General features: G+C 71.8%; 22 protein-coding genes. 13 read left to right on the forward strand and 9 right to left on the reverse strand.

Annotated features, from left to right (window positions below; all coding sequences use genetic code 11):
• Window positions 1-25 precede the first annotated feature (25 nt).
• Window positions 26-877, reverse strand: a complete 852-nt coding sequence (locus HED23_RS03790) for a hypothetical protein (RefSeq protein ID WP_203181999.1) — start codon at window positions 875-877, stop codon at window positions 26-28.
• A gap of 67 nt (window positions 878-944) precedes the next feature.
• On the opposite strand from HED23_RS03790, the gene HED23_RS03795 reads away from it, so the two are divergent.
• The 4 genes from HED23_RS03795 to glmM all read left to right on the forward strand — a co-directional run bounded on the left by HED23_RS03795 (window position 945) and on the right by glmM (window position 5,388).
• Window positions 945-2,564 (forward strand): ABC-F family ATP-binding cassette domain-containing protein, encoded by a 1,620-nt coding sequence (locus tag HED23_RS03795; RefSeq protein WP_203182000.1) that lies wholly within the window; start codon window positions 945-947, stop codon window positions 2,562-2,564.
• Between the two features lie 226 nt (window positions 2,565-2,790).
• Window positions 2,791-3,234: a 50S ribosomal protein L13 gene (gene rplM, locus HED23_RS03800; protein ID WP_014154573.1), complete on the forward strand. Its 444-nt coding sequence runs from the start codon at window positions 2,791-2,793 to the stop codon at window positions 3,232-3,234.
• A gap of 45 nt (window positions 3,235-3,279) precedes the next feature.
• Window positions 3,280-3,807, forward strand: coding sequence for a 30S ribosomal protein S9 (gene rpsI, locus HED23_RS03805; protein ID WP_203182001.1), 528 nt, complete (start codon window positions 3,280-3,282; stop codon window positions 3,805-3,807).
• A 222-nt stretch (window positions 3,808-4,029) separates the two neighbouring features.
• A complete protein-coding gene (glmM, locus tag HED23_RS03810) occupies window positions 4,030-5,388 on the forward strand; it encodes a phosphoglucosamine mutase (RefSeq protein ID WP_203182002.1) in 1,359 nt (452 codons plus the stop codon).
• Window positions 5,389-5,475: 87 nt separating this feature from the next.
• Here glmM and HED23_RS03815 read toward each other — a convergent pair whose 3' ends face one another.
• From HED23_RS03815 to coaA, 3 genes are all read right to left on the reverse strand, one after another.
• A complete protein-coding gene (locus tag HED23_RS03815; protein ID WP_203182003.1) occupies window positions 5,476-7,029 on the reverse strand; it encodes a PH domain-containing protein in 1,554 nt (517 codons plus the stop codon).
• A gap of 199 nt (window positions 7,030-7,228) precedes the next feature.
• On the reverse strand, window positions 7,229-8,191 hold the full coding sequence (locus HED23_RS03820; protein ID WP_203182004.1) for a DUF389 domain-containing protein: 963 nt from the start codon (window positions 8,189-8,191) through the stop codon (window positions 7,229-7,231).
• 18 nt (window positions 8,192-8,209) lie between these two features.
• A complete protein-coding gene (coaA, locus tag HED23_RS03825; protein WP_203182005.1) occupies window positions 8,210-9,202 on the reverse strand; it encodes a type I pantothenate kinase in 993 nt (330 codons plus the stop codon).
• A 392-nt stretch (window positions 9,203-9,594) separates the two neighbouring features.
• On the opposite strand from coaA, the gene HED23_RS03830 reads away from it, so the two are divergent.
• Together HED23_RS03830 and HED23_RS03835 are read left to right on the forward strand one after the other, a co-directional pair.
• A complete protein-coding gene (locus HED23_RS03830) occupies window positions 9,595-10,938 on the forward strand; it encodes a hypothetical protein (protein ID WP_203182006.1) in 1,344 nt (447 codons plus the stop codon).
• 139 nt (window positions 10,939-11,077) lie between these two features.
• On the forward strand, window positions 11,078-11,902 hold the full coding sequence (locus tag HED23_RS03835; RefSeq protein ID WP_203182007.1) for a hypothetical protein: 825 nt from the start codon (window positions 11,078-11,080) through the stop codon (window positions 11,900-11,902).
• Between the two features lie 66 nt (window positions 11,903-11,968).
• Here HED23_RS03835 and HED23_RS03840 read toward each other — a convergent pair whose 3' ends face one another.
• The 5 genes from HED23_RS03840 to HED23_RS03860 all read right to left on the reverse strand — a co-directional run bounded on the left by HED23_RS03840 (window position 11,969) and on the right by HED23_RS03860 (window position 16,828).
• Complete coding sequence (locus HED23_RS03840; protein WP_203182008.1) at window positions 11,969-12,436, reverse strand: HIT family protein; 468 nt, start codon at window positions 12,434-12,436, stop codon at window positions 11,969-11,971.
• 74 nt (window positions 12,437-12,510) lie between these two features.
• Entirely contained in the window at window positions 12,511-14,076 is a 1,566-nt protein-coding gene (locus HED23_RS03845) for a M16 family metallopeptidase (RefSeq protein WP_203182009.1), read from the reverse strand.
• Between the two features lie 4 nt (window positions 14,077-14,080).
• Entirely contained in the window at window positions 14,081-15,028 is a 948-nt protein-coding gene (locus tag HED23_RS03850) for a hypothetical protein (protein ID WP_203182010.1), read from the reverse strand.
• A gap of 286 nt (window positions 15,029-15,314) precedes the next feature.
• Window positions 15,315-16,280: a CU044_5270 family protein gene (locus HED23_RS03855; RefSeq protein WP_203182011.1), complete on the reverse strand. Its 966-nt coding sequence runs from the start codon at window positions 16,278-16,280 to the stop codon at window positions 15,315-15,317.
• Window positions 16,268-16,828: an RNA polymerase sigma factor gene (locus HED23_RS03860; protein WP_203187347.1), complete on the reverse strand. Its 561-nt coding sequence runs from the start codon at window positions 16,826-16,828 to the stop codon at window positions 16,268-16,270. The genes HED23_RS03855 and HED23_RS03860 overlap by 13 nt, the downstream gene beginning before the upstream one ends.
• Before the next feature lie 196 nt (window positions 16,829-17,024).
• Between HED23_RS03860 and glmS the strand changes: the two genes are divergently transcribed.
• The 7 genes from glmS to tsaE all read left to right on the forward strand — a co-directional run bounded on the left by glmS (window position 17,025) and on the right by tsaE (window position 24,206).
• Window positions 17,025-18,872, forward strand: a complete 1,848-nt coding sequence (gene glmS, locus HED23_RS03865; RefSeq protein WP_203182012.1) for a glutamine--fructose-6-phosphate transaminase (isomerizing) — start codon at window positions 17,025-17,027, stop codon at window positions 18,870-18,872.
• A gap of 12 nt (window positions 18,873-18,884) precedes the next feature.
• Window positions 18,885-19,253: a holo-ACP synthase gene (locus tag HED23_RS03870; protein WP_203187348.1), complete on the forward strand. Its 369-nt coding sequence runs from the start codon at window positions 18,885-18,887 to the stop codon at window positions 19,251-19,253.
• A gap of 4 nt (window positions 19,254-19,257) precedes the next feature.
• Window positions 19,258-20,709 carry an NAD(P)H-hydrate dehydratase gene (locus HED23_RS03875; RefSeq protein WP_203182013.1) on the forward strand — a complete coding sequence of 484 codons (1,452 nt, stop codon included), beginning with the start codon at window positions 19,258-19,260 and terminating at the stop codon, window positions 20,707-20,709.
• Window positions 20,710-20,759: 50 nt separating this feature from the next.
• Entirely contained in the window at window positions 20,760-21,146 is a 387-nt protein-coding gene (locus tag HED23_RS03880; protein ID WP_203182014.1) for a DUF488 domain-containing protein, read from the forward strand.
• Window positions 21,147-21,206: 60 nt separating this feature from the next.
• Window positions 21,207-22,361: an alanine racemase gene (alr, locus tag HED23_RS03885; protein ID WP_203182015.1), complete on the forward strand. Its 1,155-nt coding sequence runs from the start codon at window positions 21,207-21,209 to the stop codon at window positions 22,359-22,361.
• Between the two features lie 65 nt (window positions 22,362-22,426).
• On the forward strand, window positions 22,427-23,653 hold the full coding sequence (locus HED23_RS03890; RefSeq protein WP_203182016.1) for an alpha/beta fold hydrolase: 1,227 nt from the start codon (window positions 22,427-22,429) through the stop codon (window positions 23,651-23,653).
• A gap of 19 nt (window positions 23,654-23,672) precedes the next feature.
• Window positions 23,673-24,206 carry a tRNA (adenosine(37)-N6)-threonylcarbamoyltransferase complex ATPase subunit type 1 TsaE gene (tsaE, locus tag HED23_RS03895; RefSeq protein ID WP_203182017.1) on the forward strand — a complete coding sequence of 178 codons (534 nt, stop codon included), beginning with the start codon at window positions 23,673-23,675 and terminating at the stop codon, window positions 24,204-24,206.
• Window positions 24,207-24,298: the final 92 nt, after the last annotated feature.

A 24,298-nucleotide genomic window follows, 5' to 3' on the forward strand; every position in this document is an offset into this window, starting at 1 on the left:
GCTCGGCGCGGCGGAGCGCCGGCCGTCAGGTGGCCGGGAGCCCCGCGGCCGCCGACGCCTGTACCTCGCCGCGGTGGCGGATCTGGCGGAAGGTGAACTCGGTCAGGTCGTCACCGACCGTGTACACGTCCTTGGACTCCGTGGTCACGTTCTTGCCGCTGGTGTAGCCGCCGACCGTGAAATAGGCGTAGCGGCCGTACGAGTTGGCGGTGCGACGGCAGACGGACCCGGCGCGGCAGAAGGTGGGGACTCCCGATCCGCTGAGTGAGGCGAGTCCGCCGGACGCCTGCTGGGCGGCCTTCTTCGCCTCGGCCTCGGTGCCGAAGACGGCCAGTCCCACGGTGAACGCGATGCCGTCCTTGCTGTACGTGGCGCGGATGACCTGGTCGCAGCCGTTGTTGTCGAGGATCTGGCCGAGGGCGCCCTGGGTCGTCGTGGCGCAGTTCGCCGTGCGGGCGGTGGCGCCCTTGGCGTAGACGCGGTCGCCCATGGTCAGTTTCCTGCCGGGGAAGAAGGCGTCCACGGTGACCGGGGCCTTGTCCTTCTTCTCGTCGGCTATGTAGTCCTTCGGGTCCGGCGGGGGCGGCGGTGCCACCGAGGAGAAGGAGGGGTCCGGTGCCGAGCTCTCCGAGGGCAGGTCGGCAGGGGCCGGCAGCTCACTCGCGTTCTTGTCCGATCCGGAGGCGCCGCCCCCGTCGGTCGTGATGACGGCCGTGGCGACGATCGCGCCCACGACGGCGGTGGCCAGTGCCCCGCCGCCGATCATCAGCCACTTCTTGCGCCTGCCGCGTGCGGCTGACGCGTCGGCCAGTGCCGCCCAGTCCGGAGTCCGGCTCTCTCCCGGCCCCCAGGAGGGCCCCCCTTGCCCAAAGCTCATGCGGCGAATCCTAGACCGACCGTAATCCGGTTGGGCCAACGGTTCGCCTGCCGTGACAATGCTGTGCATGGGACATCTTGAAGCGGGCCACCTGGAGTACTACCTACCGGACGGGCGGGTGCTGCTCGGCGACGCTTCGTTCAGGGTGGCCGACGGCGCAGTCGTGGCCCTCGTCGGAGCCAACGGGGCCGGCAAGACGACACTCCTGAAGCTGCTGGCGGGGGAGCTCCAGCCGCACGGCGGCTCGGTCTCGGTGAGCGGCGGGCTCGGCGTGATGGCCCAGTTCGTGGGCTCCGTACGGGACGAGCGGACCGTCCGTGACCTGCTGGTGTCCGTCGCGCAGCCCCGGATCAGGGAGGCGGCGCGGGCCGTCGACGCGGCCGAGGAACGCATCCTCACCGTGGACGACGAGGCCGCGCAGATGGCGTACGCGCAGGCGCTCAGCGACTGGGCCGAGGCGCGGGGCTACGAGGCCGAGACGCTGTGGGACATCTGCACCATGGCGGCGCTCGGCGTCCCGTACGAGAAGGCGCAGTGGCGCGAGGTGCGCACCCTCAGCGGGGGCGAGCAGAAGCGGCTGGTCCTGGAGGCACTGCTCAGGGGCCCGGACGAGGTGCTGCTCCTGGACGAGCCGGACAACTATCTGGACGTCCCCGGCAAGCGGTGGCTGGAGGAGAAGCTCAAGGAGACCCGCAAGACGGTGCTCTTCGTCTCCCACGACAGGGAGCTGCTCTCGCGGGCCGCCGAGAAGATCGTGAGTGTGGAGCCCAGCCCGGCCGGCTCCGACGTCTGGGTGCACGGCGGCGGATTCGGTACGTACCACCAGGCCCGCAAGGAGCGGTTCGCGCGCTTCGAGGAGCTCCTGCGGCGCTGGGAGGAGGAGCACGCCCGGCTGAAGGCGCTGGTCCTGCGCATGCGGCAGCAGGCGGCGAACAGCCCCGACATGGCGAACCGGTACCACGCCATGCAGACCCGCTTCAAGAAGTTCGAGGAGGCGGGGCCGCCGCCGGAGCCGCCCCGTGAGCAGGACATCAGGATGCGGCTGCGCGGCGGGCGCACCGGGGTGCGGGCGGTGACGTGCACAGGCCTGGAGCTGACCGGTCTGATGAAGCCGTTCGACCTGGAGATCTACTACGGGGAGCGGGTCGCCGTGCTCGGCTCCAACGGGTCGGGGAAGTCACACTTCCTGCGGCTGCTGGCGGGAGAGCCCGTCGAGCACACCGGTGAGTGGAAGCTCGGGGCGAGGGTCGTGCCCGGCCACTTCGCGCAGACACACGCCCATCCCGAGCTGCTGGGCAAGACGCTCGTCGAGATCCTGTGGACGGAGCACGCCAGGGACCGCGGGGGCGCCATGTCGGTGCTGCGGCGCTACGAGCTGGAGCGCCAGGGCGACCAGGCCTTCGAGCGGCTGTCCGGCGGGCAGCAGGCGCGGTTCCAGATCCTGCTGCTCGAACTGGCCGGCACGACCGCGCTGCTGCTGGACGAGCCGACGGACAACCTGGACCTGGAATCGGCGGAGGCCCTGCAGGACGGGCTGGAGGTCTACGACGGGACGGTCATGGCCGTCACGCACGACCGCTGGTTCGCGAAGTCCTTCGACCGCTACCTGGTCTTCGGCTCCGACGGGGTGGTGCGGGAGTCCACGGAGCCCGTCTGGGACGAGCGCAGGGTCCAGCGGCAGCGGTAGGGGCGACGCGTTTTGACCCGTCCGGGGCGGGCCGGGTACTGTCAGGGGTTGTTACGTATTGGCTTCGTCGTTCTCATGCGAAGGGCCCTTACGTAGGTTCCCTGGAGCAGTTACCAGTGGCTCGCATACGGGCAGCGTTCCCGGCATTTGTGGGCCCCAGCTGCATGGTCGCTTCAGAGGTGCCATGTGTCTGGACCTCATCCACTGAAGAAGCGAAGGCTACGAAGTGCGTACGTACAGCCCCAAGCCCGGCGATGTCACTCGCCAGTGGCACATCATCGACGCCGAGGACATCGTCCTGGGCCGTCTGGCCACCACGGCTGCGAACCTCCTCCGAGGCAAGCACAAGGCGATCTACGCCCCCCACATGGACATGGGCGACTTCGTCATCATCATCAACGCCGAGAAGGTTCACCTCTCCGGCAACAAGAAGACCCAGAAGATGGCGTACCGCCACTCCGGCTTCCCGGGCGGTCTCCGCTCCGTGCGTTACGACGAGCTGCTCTCGAAGAACCCCGAGAAGGCCGTCGAGAAGGCCATCAAGGGCATGATCCCCAAGAACACCCTGGGTCGCCAGATGATCTCGAAGCTCAAGGTCTACGCGGGCGACCAGCACCCGCACGCTGCGCAGCAGCCGGTCCCGTACGAGATCACCCAGGTCGCGCAGTAGTTCCGGCCTCCCCCCAAAGACGTAAAGAAAGATCTGAGGAGAATCGTGGCCGAGACCACTGTTGAGACGCCCGTCGAGGGCACCGAGGGCGAAGAGACCTTCGCCGAGGTGACCACCTTCGAGTCGGAGGTCCCCGTCGAGGGTGAGTACACCTCCGAGTCGCTCGCAGGCCGCTTCGGCGACCCGCAGCCCGCGGCCGGCCTTGGCCGTCGCAAGAACGCCATCGCCCGCGTCCGGATCGTTCCGGGCACCGGCAAGTGGAAGATCAACGGTCGCACCCTTGAGGACTACTTCCCCAACAAGGTGCACCAGCAGGAAGTCAACGAGCCCTTCAAGGTGCTCGAGCTCGACGGCCGCTACGACGTCATCGCCCGCATCTCGGGTGGCGGCGTCTCCGGTCAGGCCGGCGCCCTGCGCCTCGGCGTGGCCCGCGCGCTGAACGAGGCGGACGTGGACAACAACCGCGCCGCGCTCAAGAAGGCCGGCTTCCTCTCCCGCGACGACCGTGCGGTCGAGCGCAAGAAGGCCGGTCTCAAGAAGGCCCGTAAGGCCCCGCAGTACAGCAAGCGCTAAATATCGCCTGCTCGTCCGCTTTACACGTTCGCCCCGGCGGCACACACCGTGCTGCTGGGGCGTTCGTTTATCAGCCCTCGCGGGCGTATAACGGCTTAAGACGTTTGCACGTTTATAGGGTCGGCAGCCTCGGGCGCGCCCTTCTTTGCTGTGCCTTGCCTCGCTTTGCCCTGTTTTGTTTACTTTGGTTTTGTGGTTTCGGAGCACTTTCGGAGGACACCAGTGGGACGACTCTTCGGCACGGACGGCGTGCGCGGTGTCGCCAATGCGGACCTGACGGCCGAGCTCGCGCTCGGGCTCTCGGTCGCGGCGGCGCACGTACTGGCCGAGGCGGGCACCTTCGAGGGCCATCGGCCGACCGCTGTGGTGGGCCGCGATCCCCGCGCTTCCGGAGAGTTCCTGGAGGCCGCCGTGGTGGCGGGCCTGGCCAGCGCAGGCGTCGACGTGCTGCGGGTCGGGGTGCTGCCCACCCCGGCCGTCGCCTACCTCACCGGCTCGCTCGGCGCCGACATCGGTGTCATGCTCTCCGCCAGCCACAACGCCATGCCGGACAACGGCATCAAGTTCTTCGCCCGCGGCGGTCACAAGCTCGCCGACGAGCTGGAGGACCGCATCGAGACGGTCTACGAGCAGCACCGCACCGGCGAGCCCTGGGCCCGTCCGACGGGCGCCGGCGTGGGCCGGGTCACCGACTACACGGAGGGCTTCGACCGTTACGTCGCCCACCTCATCGGTGTCCTCCCGAACCGGCTCGACGGACTGAAGGTCGTCCTCGACGAGGCACACGGTGCCGCCGCCCGCGTCTCGCCCGAGGCGTTCGCCCGGGCCGGGGCCGAGGTCGTCACCATCGGTGCCGAACCGGACGGCCTGAACATCAACGACGGCTGCGGCTCCACCCACCTGGAGCTGCTGCGTGCCGCCGTCGTCGAGCACGGCGCCGACCTCGGCATCGCGCACGACGGCGACGCGGACCGCTGCCTGGCCGTGGACGCGGCCGGCGAGGAGATCGACGGCGACCAGATCCTGGCCGTGCTCGCCCTCGCCATGCGCGAGGCCGGCCACCTGCGCAAGGACACCGTCGTCGGCACGGTCATGTCGAACCTCGGCTTCAAGATGGCGATGGAGCGCGAGGGCATCAAGCTCGTCCAGACCGCCGTCGGTGACCGCTACGTCCTGGAGTCGATGAAGGCCGAAGGCTTCGCGCTGGGCGGCGAGCAGTCCGGGCACGTCATCGTCCTGGACCACGCCACCACGGGTGACGGCACACTCACCGGGCTGATGCTCGCGGCCCGGGTCGCCGCGACCGGACGTACGCTCGCCGACCTCGCGGGAGTGATGCAGCGCCTCCCGCAGGTCCTCATCAACGTGCCGGACGTCGACAAGTCCCGCGTGGACACCTCGCCCGAGCTGGCCGCCGCGGTGACCCTGGCCGAGCGCGAGCTGGGTGACACCGGGCGAGTGCTCCTGCGCAAGTCCGGCACCGAGCCGCTCGTACGGGTCATGGTCGAGGCCGCAGACCTCGAACAGGCGCGCGCCACGGCCGGCCAGCTGGCCGACGTGGTCAAGTCCGCGCTCGGCTGACGCGCCCTCGACTCGCGTACACGCCCTCGACTCCCGGACGCGCCTTCGGCTCCGGGACGGGCTCTCACCTCCCGGACGGGCCCGGCCTCACGGCTGGGCCCGTCCGGTTTCCGCCTCCCGGCGGTCGTGCTCCAGCTCGCGGATGATGCGGGTCAGATCGGCCGGGGCGGCGGCGAGGCGGACAGGTTCGCCCCCGTCGTCGAGTTCGGCGATGTGCCAGCTCCGGTGGACGGTGTCGCCGTCACTGCCCCTGACATGCCGTACGTTCGTGACGGTGAGCCGATCCACCGGGATCCGTCTCGCCGCGAAACGGCCCGGGCCGGGGTGCGGTGTCACCGCCGGCGGACCGTCCCCCAGAACGATGTGGGTGCCGAAGCCGTTCGGGTTGTATTCGGTGTGTTCGAGGAAGCGGGCGGCCAGGAACCGGTCCGCCTTCCCAACCGAGACCTCTCCATCGGTCGCCGCCGGGACCCCGGGAGTACGTACGCGGGTGGCGTGCCAGGCCCACGTGGACATCCCCAGCGTGGCCACCGCGCCCGAGCACGCCCACACCAGGGACACCGGAGAGCCGAGCAGGTCCGTCGGGTGGAGGTAGCAGAGCGGCAGCAGCCACACCGCCGTACCGACGAGCGCGCCCGCGAACGGCAGGGACGAGGGGAGCACCTCGTCGTCCCGCAGCCGGCGCCCGCGCCGGCGCAGCAGCAGCCGGGCGCCGGGGTAGCCCGCGGCGAGGGCGCATCCCGCCGCGACGACGGCCACGTCTCCCGCGCCGGTGAAGTGTGCCCGCCACACATGGTGTTCCCCGGTGACCTCCCTCACCTGGCCCCGCCACACGGTCAGTTCGACACGGTCCCCGGCGTGGAACCCCCGAGCGCCCTCCTTCGAGACCCTGAGGCGCTCCAGGGGGCGGCCGTCGGCGAAGTACAGCCAGCTGCTCTGCTTCCCCCGGCCGACCTCCGTGCCCGAGATCGCCGCGCCCCGGGTGCTCAGGCACTCCCCGCGCTCCGTGGCAGGAGTGCCGGCGGTGCAGGGGACGGCCGACGTCCACGCCTGTTCCTTCGACGCGAAGACCGGCACGACATACGCGGCCAGGCCGGCGCCGGCGAGCAGCAGCACGAACAGGACCGACGACAGGGCCGCGCCCCGCCCGGCGCTGCGGCGAGAGATGACCAGGACATGGCTCGACTCCGGGTCTCCGTGACGGCGGTGCAGCGCGCGGAGCGCGTCCAGCTTGGCGTCGAAAGCCGGGCGGTCGTCGATGGACCCGCTGAACGGCAGGGGAAGCCGCCGGGTGCGTCCGTCGCGCAGCAGCACGCTGACACGGTGGATGTCCTGGTTCCGCCCGTACTGGACGTACGTGCGGAGGTCGGCGATGCCGGACCACGGCACGTTCCGGCGGCGCAGCAGCGTCCGGGAGCGCAGGCCGTAGGCGTCCGCGCTCACCCGGGCGGTCGCCGCGTACAGGCAGACGAGGCCCAGCAGCGCGAGCAGCAGGCCACCGGCCACCCACAGGTCCAGGAGCCCGCCCAGGTACACCGCGCGCACCGCGGCCAGGACGGCCCCGGCAGCCCCGAGCCCGACGAAGTACCACAGGGCGCTTCTCCTGAGGGGGCGGCAGATCACTTCCCGGGCATCGTTCATGCCCCGGATCGTGTCATCGGCGGTGCCGGTCCCGCTTGTGCGGTGTACGGCAGTTTCAGCATCAGGGAGATTGCCGGGCCGTCACACACCTCGGACGTGACATCGCCGGGCCGTCACACCTCGGACGTGACATCGCCGGGCCGTCACACCTCGGACGTGACATCGCCGGGCCGTCACACCTCGGACCGGGCCCCCCGGTTCACCTGGGAGCGTCCGCCGCCCGTCGGTTCGCCGGAGCCGTCCGGCGCCTGACGTTCCACAGAGCCTTCTGAATCAGGAGCGTCAGCGTCCCCGCCAGGACGATGCCGGCCAGGTTGGCCAGCAGCTGCGCCGACGACCCCCAGGTCTGCTCCAGGTCCTGGTAGCTGAAGGCGACCGCGGCGTTGGCGGCCGCGGGCACCGTGGTCACCGAGATCGCCACGCCGATCAGCGCCCCCGACTTCGCCGACGTCAGCGAGAGCGTCCCCGCGATGCCCGCCAGGAGCGCCACCACGAACGACATCCAGTCCGGGTGCCAGATGAAGCCGGTATTGGGCCGCTCCGCCGAGACCATGTCGGCGGTGAACAGCCCGAACGCGTCCATCAGCCAGGCGAAGCCCGCCGTGAGCACCATGGCCACGGCGAAGCCGCCCACCAGTGCCCACAGCGAACGGGCGACCAGCCGGGGCTCGCGCTGCACCAGCGCCGTCGAGATCCCGGCCAGCGGGCCGAACTCCGGGCCCACCGCCATGGCGCCCACGATCAGGACCGCGTTGTCCAGCATCACCCCGCACGCGGCGAGCATCGTCGCGATGGCGAGGAAGGCCACATAGGTGACGCTGAAGGTGGACTCCTCGTGGGTCACCTCGCTCAGCTCTTCCCAGAGTACGGCGTCCGCGCCCTCACCCGGCGCCGCCCGCTCGGCCTCGTCGGCGTGCTCGGAGAGCGTGAGATCCATGTTCTCGGCGGTGATCGAGCCGGAACTGTCGATGCCCATCTCCCGCAGCGCACCGATCAGTTCGTCGCCCGCCTCGCGCGCCACGTCGCACAGGACCACATCGCCGACCGGGCTCCGGGCCGCACCCGCGAGCACCACCAGATGCGCGGTGCCCACGGTCCGCCCGATCAGCCCGACCACCTCGTCGGTGCGGTCGGCGGGCACGATGAGGCGCAGATGCAGCACTGTGCACCCTTTCCGGAGTCAGAGCTTGCGCAGTGACAGACGCTGGACCTTGTGGTCCGGCCCCTTGCGCAGCACCAGAGTGGCACGGCCGCGCGTCGGCGCCACGTTCTCCAGAAGATTGGGCTTGTTGATGGTCCGCCACATGGTGCGCGCGTAGTCCAGCGCCTCCTCCTCGGAGACCTGTGTGTACTTGCGGAAGTACGAGAACGGGTTCTGGAACGCCGTCTCACGCAGCCTGCGGAAGCGGTGGAGGTACCAGGTCTCGATGTCCTCGGCGCGGGCGTCGACGTAGACGCTGAAGTCGAAGTAGTCCGCGAGCCCGACCCTGGTCCGGCCGTCCTTGCCGGGCAGCGCGGGCTGCAGCACGTTCAGTCCCTCGACGATCAGGATGTCGGGGCGGCGCACGGTGAGCCGCTCGCCCGGCACGATGTCGTAGATCAGGTGCGAGTAGACGGGAGCCGTCACCTCGTCCTTGCCGGCCTTGATGTCGGCGACGAACCGGGTCAGCGCCCGCCGGTCGTACGACTCGGGGAACCCCTTGCGGGACATCAGGCCCCGCGACTGGAGCTCCTTCATCGGCAGCAGGAACCCGTCGGTCGTGACCAGCTCCACCCGGGGGTGCTCCGGCCAGCGCGCCAGCAGCGCCTGAAGGATGCGGGCAGTGGTGGACTTGCCCACGGCGACGCTTCCGGCGACCCCTATGACGAACGGGGTGCCGCGCTGTTCGCCGTGTCCGTTGCCCGCGTCACCCAGGAAGGTGTTCAGGGCGCCGCGCAGGCCGGAGGTGGCCTGGACGTAGAGGTTGAGCAGCCGGGACAGCGGCAGGTAGACGTCCCGGACCTCGTCGAGGTCGATGACGTCGCCGAGCCCTCTCAGCTTCTCGACCTCCTCGGCGGTCAGCGGCAGCGGGGTCTTGTCACGCAGGGCGCTCCACTCCGCCCGGGTCAGGTCGACGTAGGGCGTCGGCGCGTGCTCGGTGCGTCGGGGGCTCCGTGCGGGCGAGGTGATCACGTACTCATTGTTGCGGGAGTTTTAACGGAGTGGGGGGTGGGGTCGGTCACGTGGGGCACGCGGGCAGCGCCGCACGTGTCCGACCCCACGTGTTCTGTGCACGGCCTGGCCATGTCCCGTATCCACATACGGCGCGAGCGCCACCGCCCTGCTGCCTGCCGATCACCTCGTCGGCACCGGCCGCAGCCCTGTCGCACTCCGCGTGGCCGCCGTCCGCGCCCTGACCGGCGAGAGGGCTGCCGGCAGTGGCTGCCGACCACGCCGTTCACGCGAACCTGACGCATCGCGCAACCTTTGGCAGCCCTTCAGGGTCCAACAGCGGAAACGATCACTCTCGGCGGCGCCCCTGGTGCCGTCGCAGGGACTGGCCTCCGTACAACCTGGGAGTCGACATGAGATCCGCCACCGGCCGAAGGCGACAGCTGGGCGCGTACGCGCTCGTCGCTGCAACGGCGCTGAGTGCCACCGTGCTCGGCACCACGCCGGCCTCCGCCGCGAGCGACACGCTGTGGGTCCAGTCCCCGGAGGGGGTGACACTGGCCGTTGAGCCGGGCTCGTACCAGGAAATCTCGTTCGGCATCTATCACGACAACGGCGATTACCACGTCGCCAACGGCGTGCTCACCCTCGACCTGTCGGAGCTGGCGGGCGTGGCCGAGGTTTCGGTGCCGGACAACTGCTTCCTGGCCGCGTCCGACACCAGAGCCGTGTGCGACGTCTACGAGGTGGGCGACATCGGCGGCACCTACGACGGGCCCCAGTTCACCTTCGGGCTCCGGACCGTGGAGGGTGCCCCGGCCGGTGCGGAGCTGAGCATCGGCCACCATGCACAGGCGGAGACCGACGGCCCGGACGGTGTGCTGAACACCTACTGGGGCAGCACGCCGGTGAAGGTCGAGTCCGTGCCTTCGCCACCCTCACCGGACCTGAGCCTGACCGAGCCGGTGCTCGTGGACCCGGTCGCCCCCGGCACCCTCGTGACCGTACCCGTAACGGTCACCAACAACGGCGACGCGGCAGCGGAGGGTGTCCGTCTCCAGGTATGGAACACCTACGGCCTGGAGTTCGCCGCCGCCTACCCGGAACATCCGGACTGCGCCTGGAGCCCGCCTGCCCTGGACACCGAGGACATGCCGGGCGGTTTCCTGGACTGCACGTTCGACACCGTCGTGGAGCCGGGCGCAGCCGTCACCCTGCCGGAGCCACTGCGCCTCACCGCGGCGCCCCACGCCCTGCTCGAACGGCTCGATGTCAGGATCCAGCCACTCGACGGCACGCAGGACCAGAACACCGAGGACAACATCATCAGCGTGCCGGTCACCGTGGAGAACACGGCCGACTTCGCCGTCCAGGGCGACGTGGTCACCGGCGCGGCGGGGGAGACCGTCACTGCCACCATCGGGTTCCGTAACCACGGCCCCGCCTGGTTCGCCAACATCGGCAACGGTGACGCGGTCGCCACGGTCACCCTGACGGTGCCCGAGGGCGCAACGGTCGTCTCGGCGCCGGAGAACTGCTGGGCGTGGGGATCCTCCGCGTACCGGTGCGAACTCCGGAACTGGGCCGCCCCCACGGACCGGACCCAGCTCCCCTTCGAGCTGCACGTCGACCGGGTGGTCCCGAACGCCACCGGTGCCGTCACGCTCCAGGCCTCCGAATGGCAGACCCCCTACGACCCGAACCCGCACAACGCCCACGCCGAACTGGTGCTCAACGGGGTCGAGCAGACGTCGTAGCGGATGCCGCCCAGGGCGGACGGGGTGACGGTGACGATCACCCCGCCGGGTGCTTGCATCCGCCCAGTCGGTAACCTGCCCCGCCGCCTGTGGCCGGTGACAGCCGGTCAGCCGGTGGGGTCCCATTCCTGCATGACCCATGAGGTGCACATTGAAGACAAGTGGCAGAACCGGCGCTGCGGGCGTAGTCATCGGGGCACTCGCCCTCTCGGCGTTCGCGGCTCCCGCGGCACAGGCCGCGGACACCGGGATCAAGGTTTCCCGGGTCGTGGTCAACGGAGGCAAGTCCATCATCGTGGGCACCTCCGACGTGAAGGAACCGTCTCTCACCTTCCGGGTCACCCTTCCCCCTGGCTACACCACGGCCGACTGGTTCGGGTGGAGTGCGAGCCCGTTCCTCTACCACGGCACCACCGCGGCCAAGGGTGCGGTGAGCGGGGGTCTCCGCTCGGGCTACACCTGTTACGAGACGAGCCTTCAGATCGCGGACTGCGAGGGAAGCCTGTACATCGATCCGCGCTACGACCTCGACTCGAACAACGACGCCACCACCTGGAAGATCGGCGTCCTGACGCAGCTCTGGAAGCCCAGCGGCGGGCTCAAGGCGGAGCAGGCCATCACCGTCCCCGGCGCCGTGAAGGTCAAGCGCTGGGCCAAGGCCACGGTCAACGCCTCGCCCGAGCCGGTGACGAAGGGCAAGGCGATCACCGTCACCGGCAGCCTCAAGCGGGCGGACTGGGTGAAGCACACGTACACCGGATACGCCGGCAAGACGGTCAGCCTGCAGTTCCGTAAGAAGGGCAGCTCCGTCTACTCCACCGTCAAGACGGCCACGTCGTCGAGCACGGGCGCGCTGAAGACCACCGTCAAGGCATCTGTCGACGGCTACTGGCGCTGGACGTTCGGAGGTTCGTCCACCTCGGGCACCGCCACCGCCGCCGGCGACTACGTCGACGTGCGCTGAGCATGGCCGTGCCGGCGTCCCGCCGCCTGGGGGCGGGGCGACGGCACGGCAGCTGGGCTCCGGACCTCACACCCCGCCCGGACGCCCGCCGAGCCGGGCCCGGAGCGCCAGGGCCGTCCGGTCCGCCTGCTCCGCAGTCACCCGCTCGGACTCCGGGGCCCGGAGCAGCCCGAAGATCCCCGGCCCGCGTCGCTCCTGCGGCAGGTCCGCCGTGCGCGGCACGATGTGGAAGTGCACGTGGGCGAAGCCCTCGGCCTCGGCGAACTGCACGACGTAGGTCTTGTCGCAGCCGGTCACCTCACGGAGCGCCCGGGAGAGGCCGACCTGCCATGACCCGAGTGAGGAGGCCTCGGCGTCCGTGAGGTCGTGGACGGCCGTGACATGGCGACGGGGCAGCAGCACCAGCCAGCCCGGGACCGCCGTGTCGAAGGCGTGGGCCACCCTCCAGTACCGGTCGTGGACCACGCGCTCCCGGGGCGGGAGCGTGTCGAACTGTGCTTCCTTGTCGCACGCATAACACTCGGGTGGCGTCATGGTCCGAGAGCGTAGACCGCCCCGCCGGGACCGCGCCGGTCTTCGCGGTCAGCCCCTCCGCCGTCCGAGGGCGGTCAGCCCCTCCGCCGTCCGAAGAGTGCGCCCAGCCGGGAGGAGGCCGTGCGGCGTACCCTGCTGCGGCCTTCCGGGCGGGGGATGTCGTCCGGGTCGCGGGGCGGCATGCGGATGACCGCGGCGGGCGGTACGGCGGCGTCGATGACGGCTGTGCGGTCCGGGGTGAGGCCCTTGTAGAGGGTGGGCTCCACTCTGATCAGGAAGCCGTCCAGGCCGGTGAGGTGCCGGCCGCCGTCGGGGTGGACGAGGAGGGCGGCGCAGGCGTCGTAGCGGATGACGACGTGGCCTGCGGGTGTGGTCAGGGACACCGCGTCGGTGCCCACGGTCAGCACGGTGGAGCCGTCCTCCAGGGAGCGGTGCCGGGTGCCCGAGGCCGTCGGGGTGGCCGGCGACCACTGCGGCGCCGCCGTGAAACCCGCCCACTCCGCGCCCCGGCCGGGGACCTGGAGCAGGGCCGTGGAGTGCAGTTCGCGGGCGGCCTCGCGCAGGTCGTCGAGGGTGACTGCGGCGAGTTCGGCCCGGTGTTCGGCCTCGGTGAGGTGGGGGTGCCCAGTCAGCAGGTCCAGTGCGAGCGAGGGCAGTTGGGTGGCCGCGACGTCCGGGGTGTCGTACTGCTTGAGGATCCTGGTCCGTGCCGAGTCGAGTTCCGACTGTTCGACGGAGCCGGCGCGCAGCCGGGCCACGACGTCGACGAAGCCGCCGACCACCGCGTCCTGCTTCTGCGGGAGCGCGTCGGCGAACGCCGTGACCGTCGCGAAGTCGTTGTCGCGTGGGCTGTAGTGGGCGTCCGCGGTGTAGGAGTAACCGCCCTTCTGCCGCAGGTCCGTGAAGAGCGCGCGGCTGAGCACCTCGGTGAGGAGGGAGGCGGCCGTCGAGCGCCGGACGACGCCGTCCATGACCACACCACCGCTGCCGCCGGCGATGTACGCCGGGGTGACGGGAAGGGCCGAGGTCGGGGCGGGCAGGGGGTACGGAGTGCCCGCCGGGAGGGTGAGGTCCAGGCCTTCGGGCACGGTGTCGCTGGTGATCCACAGGACCGCGTTGTCACGGGTGAACCGGGTGCGCGCCCAGTCGCGTACGTCGTCGGCCGTCAGATGCCAGGTGCCGTGCTCGCCGTAGCTGCTGAGCCCGTGACCCTGGGCGCCGTAGCGCCACAGGGGCAGCTGGTGGCCGGGGCGTCGGCTGCGGCCCGCCGCCTCGGTGCGCAGGATCTCGCGCTCGGTCTCCAGCCGCTCCAGCGGCAGGTCACGCAGGGCCGCGCAGACGCCGTTGAGGTAGGCGACGACCTCAACGGGCGTGCCGGTGGCGTGGAAGAGGGTGTACGTGGCGGCGGTGGCGCCGTTGTAGTGCAGGTCGGACAGGCCGTGACGGTGCAGGGCGAGGTGTTCGACGAGGTGCGTGATGCCCGTGGTGGCGAGCGTCTCGTCGGCGACGCCGACCCGGAAGAAGAGGCCTGCCGTCACCGGCCCGGAGGAGGCGGCGTGCACGGTGCGGATGCCGTCGACCTCGGTCCGGTGGATGTGGGCCGTGGTGGTGGGGCCGGACCCCTGGGTTTCCTGGGACATCGGTTCAGCCCTTCGCCAGCGCGGTTCTGCGGTGCTTGAGGAATTGGACCTCTTTGTCGCCGACGTGTTCCCACGGCGAAGCGGTGGCCTTGTTGCCGAGGGTGCGGAAGAACGGCGCGGCCTCGCGGTGGTGGCCGCCCAGGCAGAGCGCCCCCGCGAACGTGTTGTGGTCGCCGATCCAGTCGAAGCCGGGCCGGTAGTCCGGATGCTGTACGGACCGGGCGGCGGCGGCCAGGATCTCGTCCCGGACCCGCCCCGAGCGCAGGTAATCGCTGTGGCCCTCGTCGGAGTCGTCCAGCCAGCGTTCCAGGTGCACCTCGGCGACGAGCCGGCCCGCATGACTGCCGGGAGGAGCCGACTCCAGGCAGGCGTGGACGAACGCGTGGGCTTCCTCCCAGCTCCCGCCCCACTTGGGGCACAACCGCTGGAGCAGCGAGGACTGCCCGGCGATGTGGTGCGGATGGTGCTCGGCCAGCCGCTCGTGACGCCGCCGCACCTCGCTCAGCCCGAGTCCGAGCCCCCGCGCGGTGGTCAGCCGGGCCGCCCAGGCCATCGCGTAGGTGGGGTGCTCGGCGCATACGTCGATGAGCAGCTGCTCCGCGCGCCGCAGCCACGCGTGGAACTGCTGGAACTGCTCGGCCGAGACGTGTTCGGCGGTGTACGCACTGCGGATGTCCCAGCCGATGACGATGTAGCGCCGGGCGAGCAGGGTACGGGCGAGTGCCGAGCGCGGCTGCGCGGCCACCGCCCTCTCCAGGAACCGCTGGGAGGTGCTCATCCGGTCGACGACCCCGGCTGCGACCGCGCGGTCGTCCTCGTGGTCGAGGAAGTCGAAGTACGCCTCGACGGTCCCCCAGTCGTCGTCGCGCAGGGCCGCCCGCAGATCGGCCAGGGAGGGGATCGTGGCGCACGGGTCGAACTCCGCGCGTATCGGGGGAGCGGTGGGAGGCATGACCATCCTCGGAGCGGACGCGCCGTTGCCGCACGGGCTCGAACGGACTCGAGGAATGTGGGCACGCAGACGGGTGGCGGGCAGCGGTGAGGGGGGAAGCCGCAGGTTAGCAGGCGTCGCTGACAGGGGCACAGCTGAATTCCGCGCGGGGCTCCGGCCCGGCGCGTACGGGCTGATGTCGCGGGGGCGCCGGGCGCCGGGGGCAGAGCCGCCCCCGGCCGGGGGCAGGTGTCCGCACCCCTGTGGCGGACACCTGCCCCGGCCGGGAGGAACGGGGCCGCGTGGCTCAGGGTTTGGCGCCCCTGGCGTCGACGACGGCTGCGGCGGTGCGGGCCTGGGTGATGGTGATGTCACCTGCGGCGAGCTTCTTGTTGATGCCCTTGATGCCTTTCGGCAAGTCCATCTCGTGGTCCTCCGTGACCACGAAGCGCAGGCCCGCGTAGCTGTAGTCGTAGGGGGAGAGGAGGATCTCGCGGCGTTGGTGCGTGCCCTCCTCGTCCTGGGTGACGGCGATGGCCTCGCGGCCCGCCGCGTCCTTGACGAGGTGGTCGGTGATCTCGACGCCGGGGACCGTGGCCATCGCCCGGTAGATGCGGGCGAGGGCGTCCGGGGCGAGCGGGTAGGACTCGACGAGCACGCTCAGCCCGCGGAAGGTCTGCTGCGCCTCGCCCTCGGGGGTGTCTCCGGAGGGGTAGAGCTCACGGACCTCTGCCAGCAGGGCCGCCGGGTCGTCGGGCAGGTCGTCGGCGGCCTCGTAGATCTCGCGGGCCGAACGGTCGTCGTCCGACCGGTCCTTCTCCGCCGCCGCGTTGCCGTACGGGGTCCAGGAGTCGGGGTCGTACTCGACCTCACCCTGCTGGTCCCCGGACTTCAGCTCGGGCGGTCCCATCACGAGCCGGGTGTAGATCCACTGGTCGTCGCGAGGTTCCGGCGGAGGCGCCAGAGCTTCCAGGAAGTCGGCCGCCCGCCCCAGCGTCTCGGCCGGCCCGGACAGGTCGAGGTCGCCCGCCGTCATGGCGGGGCCCGTGCCCCGCGGGTCGGACGTGTCGAGCAGCTGGGTGCCGAGCAGGGCCGCCACGGTGACCGCCGCGGCCGCGCCGAGCGAGACGAGCCGCCAGTCAGCCCGCCTCGCACGGCCGCGCCGGTCGCCCGCGACGGCGTCCATCAGGCGCCGGCGCCCGGGAGCGAGTGCCGAACGGTCCGGTGACGGGGCGTCGGCGCGCAGCTCGCGCAGCTGGGTCATTTCGTCCATGACGGATTCAGCTCCTGTCCGGCCGAGGTGAACGCGGGGTCGGTGTGCAGCGCTTCGCTGACCTTGCGGCGGGCGCGGTTGAGACGGGATCGGACGGTGCCGAGCGGTATCCCGAGCGCGTCTGCGACCTCCTGGTAGCCCAGGTCCGCCCAGGCGAACAACAGCAGCACGTGCCGCTCCCCGGGGGAGAGCGCGGCGAGCGCGCCCGCCAGCGGAGCCTGGACGGCGATCCGGTCGTCCGAGCGCTCGCTCCACGACGCGGCGACGGGGTCCACACCGGTACGAGCGAGGGCCCTGAGGGCGCGTACCTCGCTGCGCCGGTGCTTGCCGATGAGGTTGGCGGCGATGCCGTACAACCAGGGCCGGGCGAGACGGCGGGAGGGGTCGTAGCGGGCTCGGGTGCGGAACGCGACGAGGAACGTCTCGGCGGTGATGTCGTCCGCAGCCCCCTCCCCGAGGCGGCGGGTGGTGTACCGGTGGATGTCCGCCGCGTGGCGGTCGTACAGCCCGGCGAACAGCTCCGGCTCCTCGACGGACCGGGCGATCATCTCGGCGTCGTCCGGCTCGGCCGGAGGCGGCGGTCGTAGTCCGGGCACAGCGCCTCCAGCGGTCCGGTCGGTAAGTGTGGCACCCCCTGTTCCCCGCACCGGCGGGAAAGGTTCACGGTCCGGCCGGACACTTTTGGCGCAGCGTCAGGCGCCTCCGCGCCGCCCCGGTCGGTGACACCGGCCTTATGGTGGCGATATGTGTGGAATCGTGGGTTACGTCGGGGTGCAGTCGGCGCAGGACGTCGTCGTCGCGGGGCTGAAGCGGCTTGAGTACCGGGGGTACGACTCCGCGGGGGTCGCCGTGCTCGCGGACGGGGGGCTGGCCTCCGCGAGGAAGGCCGGGAAGCTCCTCAATCTGGAGAAGGAGCTCAAGGACCGGCCGCTGGCGGCCGGGAACACCGGGATCGGGCACACCCGTTGGGCCACGCACGGCGGGCCCACTGATGCCAACGCGCACCCGCATCTCGACAACGCCGGCCGGGTCGCCGTCGTGCACAACGGGATCATCGAGAACTTCGCCGCCCTGCGCGAGGAGCTGGCCGTGCGGGGGCATGACCTGACCTCCGAGACCGACACCGAGGTGGTGGCCCATCTGCTCGCCGAGGCGTACTCGTCGGGCGGCGACCTGGCGGAGGCCATGCGTCAGGTGTGCCGGCAGCTGGAGGGCGCGTTCACCCTGGTCGCCGTGCACGCGGACGAGCCCGACGCTGTGGTCGGGGCGCGGCGGAACTCGCCGCTGGTGGTGGGGGTGGGGGACGGTGAGATGTTCCTCGCCTCCGATGTGGCCGCCTTCATCGCACACACGAGGGACGCGATCGAGCTGGGCCAGGACCAGGTGGTCGAGCTGCGGCGGGACGGGGTCACGGTCACCGGCTTCGACGGCCGGCCCGCCGACGTGCGCGAATACCACGTGGACTGGGACGCGTCGGCCGCGGAGAAGGGCGGCCACGCCTCCTTCATGCTGAAGGAGATCGCCGACCAGCCCAAGGCCGTCGCCGACACGCTGCTCGGGCGGGTGGACGCTTCGGGCACCCTCCACCTCGACGAGGTGCGCATCCCCCAGGGTGTGCTCCGCGAGGTCGACAAGGTCGTCGTCATCGCCTGCGGCACCGCCTTCCACGCCGGGATGATCGCCAAGTACGCCATCGAGCACTGGACCAGGCTGCCGTGCGAGACGGAACTCGCCAGCGAGTTCCGCTACCGCGACCCGATCCTCGACCAGCGCACCCTCGTCGTCGCCATCTCGCAGTCGGGGGAGACCATGGACACGCTGATGGCGGTCCGGCACGCCCGTGAGCAGGGGGCGAAGGTCCTCGCGATCTGCAACACGAACGGCTCGACCATCCCGAGGGAGTCCGACGCCGTCCTCTACACGCACGCCGGACCGGAGGTCGCCGTCGCCTCCACCAAGGCGTTCCTGACACAGCTCGTCGCCTGCTACCTCGTCGCGCTGTACCTGGGGCAGGTACGGGGCACCAAGTGGGGCGACGAGATCCGTACGGTCGTACGCCAGCTCTCCGAGATGTCCGGCGCGGTCGAACGCGTCCTCGGGACCATGGAGCCGGTACGCGAACTGGCACGCTCCCTGGCCGCCCACGACACCGTGCTCTTCGTGGGCCGGCACGTCGGCTACCCGGTGGCCATGGAGGGCGCGTTGAAGCTCAAGGAGCTCGCCTACATGCATGCCGAGGGCTTCGCCGCCGGGGAGCTCAAGCACGGGCCGATCGCGCTGATCGAAGAGGGTCTGCCGGTGGTCGTGATCGTGCCGTCCCCGCGCGGCCGTTCGGTGCTCCACGACAAGATCGTGTCGAACATCCAGGAGATCAGGGCCCGGGGCGCCCGCACCGTGGTCATCGCGGAGGAGGGCGACGAGGAGGTCGTCCCGTACGCCGATCACCTCATCAGGATCCCCGCTACGCCTACGCTGCTTCAGCCGCTGGTCGCCACGGTGCCGTTGCAGGTCTTCGCCTGCGAGCTGGCGACCGCCCGGGGCAACGAGGTGGACCAGCCGCGCAATCTGGCGAAGTCCGTGACAGTCGAATGAGTGAGTGAGCGCGTGATCATTGGGGTCGGGATCGATGTGGCGGAGATCGAACGCTTCGGCGTCGCGCTGGGGCGTACGCCCCAGCTGGCCGAGCGGCTCTTCCTGGAACGGGAGTTGCTGCTGCCGGGCGGGGAGCGGCGGGGAATCGCCTCGCTGGCGGCCCGGTTCGCCGCGAAGGAGGCGCTGGCCAAGGCGCTCGGCGCACCGGGCGGGCTGCTCTGGACCGACGCCGAGGTGTGCGTCGAGGACAGCGGGCGGCCCCGCCTGGAGGTCCGCGGCACCGTCGCGGCGCGGGCGGCCGAGCTCGGCGTCCGCAGCTGGCACGTGTCGCTCAGCCACGACGCGGGGGTGGCGTCGGCCGTGGTGATCGCGGAGGGTTGAGGGTATGCGACATGCCTACAGCGTCGAGACCGTACGGGCCGCCGAGAAGGCGCTGATGGCACGGCTGCCGGAGGGGGCGCTGATGCGGCGCGCCGCCGCCGGGCTCGCGGTGGCCTGCGGCGATCTGCTCCGGCGCAACGGGCGGTTGTACGGGTCCCGGGTGCTCCTCCTCGTCGGCAGCGGCGACAACGGCGGGGACACGCTGTACGCGGGAGCCCGGCTGGCCCGGCGCGGAGCCGGCGTACGGGCCCTGCTGACGTCGCCGGACAAGGTCCACGCCGCCGCGCTGGCCGCCCTGCTGGCAGCGGGCGGGCAGGTCCTCGAAGGCCCGGACCTCGGAGCCTTCGGCCCCGTCGACCTCGTGGTCGACGGCATCACGGGGATCGGGGGCCGCGGTGGCCTGCGCCCCGAGGCGGCGGAGCTGGTCCGCGCGGTCACGGGCGGACACGCCCCCGTGCTCGCGGTGGATCTGCCGAGCGGGGTCGAGGCCGACACCGGCCAGGTGCTCGGAGCGGCCGTACGGGCGGACGCGACGGTCACCTTCGGCGCGTACAAACCGGGGCTGCTCATCGACCCGGCCGCCGGACACGCGGGGGCACTCCGGCTCGTCGACATCGGCCTGGCGGCGGAACTGCCCGCCCGGCCCGACCTGGAGGCACTCCAGTACGCCGATGTGGCCGCCCTGCTGCCGGTACCGGGCGCCGAGAGCGACAAGTACCGGCGCGGGGTCGTCGGGGTGGCCGCCGGCTCGGAGCGGTATCCGGGCGCGGCCGTGCTCGCGGTCGCCGGTGCGCTGCACGGCGGCGCGGGAGCCGTGCGGTACGCCGGCCCCGGCGCCCGGGCGGTGATCGCCCGCTTCCCGGAGACGCTGGTGCACCCGGGCCCGCCGTCGAAGGCCGGCCGGGTGCAGGCCTGGGTGGTCGGGCCGGGGCTCGGCGACTCGTCGGCGGCGGCGGGAGCGGTGTCCGACGTGCTGGCCTCGGACGTCCCGGTACTGGTCGACGCGGACGGGCTGCGTCTGATGGACGCCGCGGCCGTACGTGCCCGGACCGCGGCCACCGTCCTCACCCCGCACGCAGGTGAGGCCGCCGCGCTGCTCGGTGTGCCCCGCGAGGAGGTCGAGGCGGGGCGGCTCGCCGCCGTACGGGAACTGGCCGGGCGCTACCACGCCACGGTGCTGCTGAAGGGCTCCACGACCCTCGTCGCGGAGCCGGGGGACACGCCCGTCCGGGTCAACCCGACCGGCACGTCCTGGCTGGCCACGGCGGGCAGCGGTGATGTGCTGTCCGGGCTGACCGGTTCGCTGCTCGCCGCGGGGCTCGCACCGCGCGACGCCGCGTCGGTGGGCGCCTATCTGCACGGGCTCGCGGCGCGCCGGGCCTCGGACGGGGCACCGGTCGCCGCGCAGGACGTCGCGGCCGCCCTGCCGGCGGCCTGGCGGGACGTGCGGGCCTGATCCACGCTGGAAGCCGGGGCCGGAGCAGAGGGAACGGGCGGTGATCGGTCGTGGGCAGTGGCAGCGGTATACGCGTACGCAGGGTGTACGACCCGCCGGAGGACGACGACGGCACCCGCGTCCTGGTCGACCGGCTCTGGCCGCGCGGGCTGTCCAGGGAGCACGCGGCGGTCGACCTGTGGGCCAAGGACGTGACGCCTTCGAAGGAACTCCGCACCTGGTACCACGAGGACCGCTCCGCGGACCGGTACGACGACTTCGTGGACCGCTACCGCACCGAGCTCCGGGACCCCGCCCACACCGAGGCCGTCGAGGGGCTTCTCGCCCTGTTGCGGCGGGGCGGTCCCGTCACCCTGCTCACGGCCGTGAAGGACGTCCCCGCCAGCCACGTCCCGGTCCTCGTCGGCCATCTGGAGGAAGCCCTGGACCACCGGTGACCGCCTCACCGGGCACAGAGGTCGAGGGCACAGGCGTACGGCTCTGAGACACTGGGCGCGATGAACGAGACAGCGACCCTGAGAGCCCGTGCCGAGATCGACCTCGCCGCGTTGCGCGCCAATGTGCGCGCCCTGCGCGCGCGGGCGTCCGGGGCACAGCTCATGGCCGTGGTGAAGTCCGACGCGTACGGCCACGGCGCGGTGCCCTGTGCCAGGGCGGCGCTGGAGGCCGGGGCGGCCTGGCTGGGCACCGCCACCCCGCAGGAGGCGCTCGCCCTGCGGGAGGCCGGGATCGGCGGCCGCGTGATGTGCTGGCTGTGGACGCCCGGCGGCCCCTGGCGCGAGGCGGTCGAGGCCGACATCGATGTCTCGGTGAGCGGGATGTGGGCACTCGACGAGGTCAGCGCGGCAGCCACGGAGGCCGGGGTCCCGGCCCGGGTCCAGCTCAAGGCCGACACGGGCCTGGGGCGCAACGGCTGCCAGCCCGCGGACTGGCCCGAGCTCGTCTCGGCCGCCCGGGCCGCCGAGGAAGCGGGCATCCTGCGCGTCACCGGTCTCTGGTCGCACTTCGCCTGCGCCGACGAGCCAGGACACCCGTCGATCGCGGCCCAGCTGAACGTCTTCCGCGACATGGTGGCGTACGCGGAGAAGGAAGGCGTCCGGCCCGAGGTGCGGCACATCGCCAACTCACCGGCGACGCTCACGGTGCCCGAGTCCCACTTCGATCTCGTACGCACCGGTATCGCGATGTACGGCATCTCTCCCAGCCCCGAGCTGGGCACCCCGGCCGACTTCGGGCTGCGGCCCGTCATGACGCTCGCGGCCTCGGTCGCGCTCGTCAAGCAGGTGCCCCCGGGGCACGGCATCAGTTACGGGCACCACTACACGACCTCCGCCGAGACGACTCTCGCCCTGGTGCCGGTCGGCTACGCGGACGGCATCCCGCGCCATGCCTCGGGCCGGGGCCCCGTCCTCGTCGGAGGCTCCGTCCGCAGGATCGCCGGGCGCGTCGCGATGGACCAGTTCGTGGTCGACCTCGAGGGCGACACACTCGAGGCGGGTGCGGAAGCGGTGCTGTTCGGGCCGGGTGACCGGGGTGAACCGAGCGCGGAGGACTGGGCCGAGGCGGCGGACACGATCGCGTACGAGATCGTCACGCGCATCGGCGCACGTGTGCCCCGGGTCCATCTGCACGGGGGCTCCGGCCGGGACTGAGGCCCGGGCTCCGGCGGGACCACGGTCCGACGACGACAACGACGACTACGAGGGAGCACGGCACGGTGAGCGAGACCAGCGCCGAGGACGTGGTGGCGACGGCGGCCGTCGCAGCGGCCGGCTGGCGCCGGGCGGGCGTGGCCGGGGCGGCGATAGGCGTCATCGCCGCTGGCGCGGCGGCGGGCGTCGCGGTCGAGCGGCTCACCGTGGGCCGGGGCATGCGCAAGAAGGCCCGCCTCGCCCTGGACGCCTCCGGACCGTACGGCTCCCTGCGCGGGCTGCCCGGCCGGGCGGTCGCGGACGACGGCACCGAGCTGTACTACGAGGTCGACGAGATCGAGCCGGACGGCGGCACGAGCCGCGCGGGCGGGGGCCCCGGGGGCAGTACCCCGGCGGGCTCCGGGCCGCGCCGGCGCAGGCTCTTCGGCAGCAAGGACCCCGCGCCCCTGACCGTCGTCTTCAGTCACGGCTACTGCCTCGGCCAGGACTCCTGGCACTTCCAGCGGGCCGCGCTGCGCGGCCTGGTCCGTACGGTCCACTGGGACCAGCGCAGCCACGGCCGCTCCGAGCGGGGCAGGGCGCAGGCCGAGGGCGTGCCGGTCGGCATCGACCAGCTCGGCCGCGACCTCAAGGCGGTCCTCGACGCGGCGGCGCCGGAGGGCCCGCTGGTGCTGGTCGGGCACTCCATGGGCGGCATGACGATGATGGCGCTCGCCGACCGGTATCCGGAGCTGATCCGCGACCGGGTGGCCGCGGTCGCGTTCGTCGGGACGTCGAGCGGCAAGCTCGGCGAGGTCAATTTCGGCCTGCCGGTGGCGGGCGTGAACGCGGTGCGCCGGGTCCTGCCCGGGGTGCTGAAGGCGCTCGGCTCGCAGGCCGAGCTGGTGGAGCGCGGGCGGCGGGCGACCGCCGACCTGTTCGCGGGGCTGATCAAGCGGTACTCGTTCGGGTCGCGTGACGTGGACCCGGCGGTCGCGCGGTTCGCGGAGCGGCTCATCGAGTCGACCCCGATCGATGTGGTCGCGGAGTTCTATCCCGCCTTCACGGAGCACGACAAGAGCGGGGCGCTGCCCGCCTTCCGGGGGCTTCCGGTGCTGATCCTGGCCGGTGACAAGGATCTCGTGACGCCGAGTTCGCACAGCGAGGCCATCGCGGACGAGCTTCCGGACGCGGAGCTGGTCATCGTGCCGGACGCCGGCCATCTGGTGATGCTGGAGCACCCGGAGACGGTGACCGACCGGCTCGCCGACCTGCTGGTGAGGATCGGCGCCGTTCCGGCCGAGGCGCGCTGATCCTCTACCGTTGGTCGGCATGGAAGCAGCGCACAGCACCCCGGCGGCCGGGACCGTCGCACCGGGCACCGTCACCCTGGACGTCGCCGTCGAGTCCCCCGAAGAGATGAAGGAACTGGGCCGCCGGATCGCCGGTGTGCTGGCCCCCGGCGACCTGGTGATGCTCACCGGCGAGCTCGGCGCGGGCAAGACGACCCTGACACGCGGCCTCGGTGAAGGACTCGGGGTACGCGGCGCCGTCACCTCGCCGACCTTCGTGATCGCCCGGGTCCATCCGCCGCTGGGCGAGGGCCCTGCGCTGGTCCACGTCGACGCGTACCGCCTGGGCGGCGGCCTCGACGAGATGGAGGACCTGGACCTCGACGTGTCGCTCCCGGAATCCGTGGTCGTCGTGGAGTGGGGCGACGGCAAGGTCGAGGAGCTGTCCGAGGACCGGCTGCGCGTGGTCATCGACCGCGCGGTCGGCGACACGGACGACGAGCGCCGCACGGTGACCCTGGTGGGGATCGGCGCGCGCTGGGCGGGACTGGGCGCGGAGCTGGCGGCGTCCTGAGGACAGGCCGAAGAACGAGGGCGCCGCGCTCCGGGCGGTAACCGGATCCGGCCGTGCTCCGGACGGGGCGGTGTCCGCATCCGGCCTGCTCC

It is taken from the genome of Streptomyces pratensis (assembly GCF_016804005.1).
GTDB classification, from domain to species: domain Bacteria; phylum Actinomycetota; class Actinomycetes; order Streptomycetales; family Streptomycetaceae; genus Streptomyces; species Streptomyces pratensis_A.

Excerpts from the sequence above, each read along its gene's own strand:
- alr (WP_203182015.1), top strand. The coding sequence starts at position 21,207 with ATGAACGAGACAGCGACCCTGAGAGCCCGTGCCGAGATCGACCTCGCC.
- HED23_RS03840 (WP_203182008.1), bottom strand. The coding sequence starts at position 12,436 with ATGACGCCACCCGAGTGTTATGCGTGCGACAAGGAAGCACAGTTCGAC.
- HED23_RS03815 (WP_203182003.1), bottom strand. The coding sequence starts at position 7,029 with ATGAACGATGCCCGGGAAGTGATCTGCCGCCCCCTCAGGAGAAGCGCC.
- tsaE (WP_203182017.1), top strand. The coding sequence starts at position 23,673 with ATGGAAGCAGCGCACAGCACCCCGGCGGCCGGGACCGTCGCACCGGGC.
- HED23_RS03835 (WP_203182007.1), top strand. The coding sequence starts at position 11,078 with ATGAGGTGCACATTGAAGACAAGTGGCAGAACCGGCGCTGCGGGCGTA.
- HED23_RS03850 (WP_203182010.1), bottom strand. The coding sequence starts at position 15,028 with ATGCCTCCCACCGCTCCCCCGATACGCGCGGAGTTCGACCCGTGCGCC.
- HED23_RS03855 (WP_203182011.1), bottom strand. The coding sequence starts at position 16,280 with ATGGACGAAATGACCCAGCTGCGCGAGCTGCGCGCCGACGCCCCGTCA.
- glmS (WP_203182012.1), top strand. The coding sequence starts at position 17,025 with ATGTGTGGAATCGTGGGTTACGTCGGGGTGCAGTCGGCGCAGGACGTC.
- HED23_RS03845 (WP_203182009.1), bottom strand. The coding sequence starts at position 14,076 with ATGTCCCAGGAAACCCAGGGGTCCGGCCCCACCACCACGGCCCACATC.
- HED23_RS03830 (WP_203182006.1), top strand. The coding sequence starts at position 9,595 with ATGAGATCCGCCACCGGCCGAAGGCGACAGCTGGGCGCGTACGCGCTC.
- HED23_RS03795 (WP_203182000.1), top strand. The coding sequence starts at position 945 with ATGGGACATCTTGAAGCGGGCCACCTGGAGTACTACCTACCGGACGGG.
- HED23_RS03790 (WP_203181999.1), bottom strand. The coding sequence starts at position 877 with ATGAGCTTTGGGCAAGGGGGGCCCTCCTGGGGGCCGGGAGAGAGCCGG.
- HED23_RS03860 (WP_203187347.1), bottom strand. The coding sequence starts at position 16,828 with ATGATCGCCCGGTCCGTCGAGGAGCCGGAGCTGTTCGCCGGGCTGTAC.
- HED23_RS03875 (WP_203182013.1), top strand. The coding sequence starts at position 19,258 with ATGCGACATGCCTACAGCGTCGAGACCGTACGGGCCGCCGAGAAGGCG.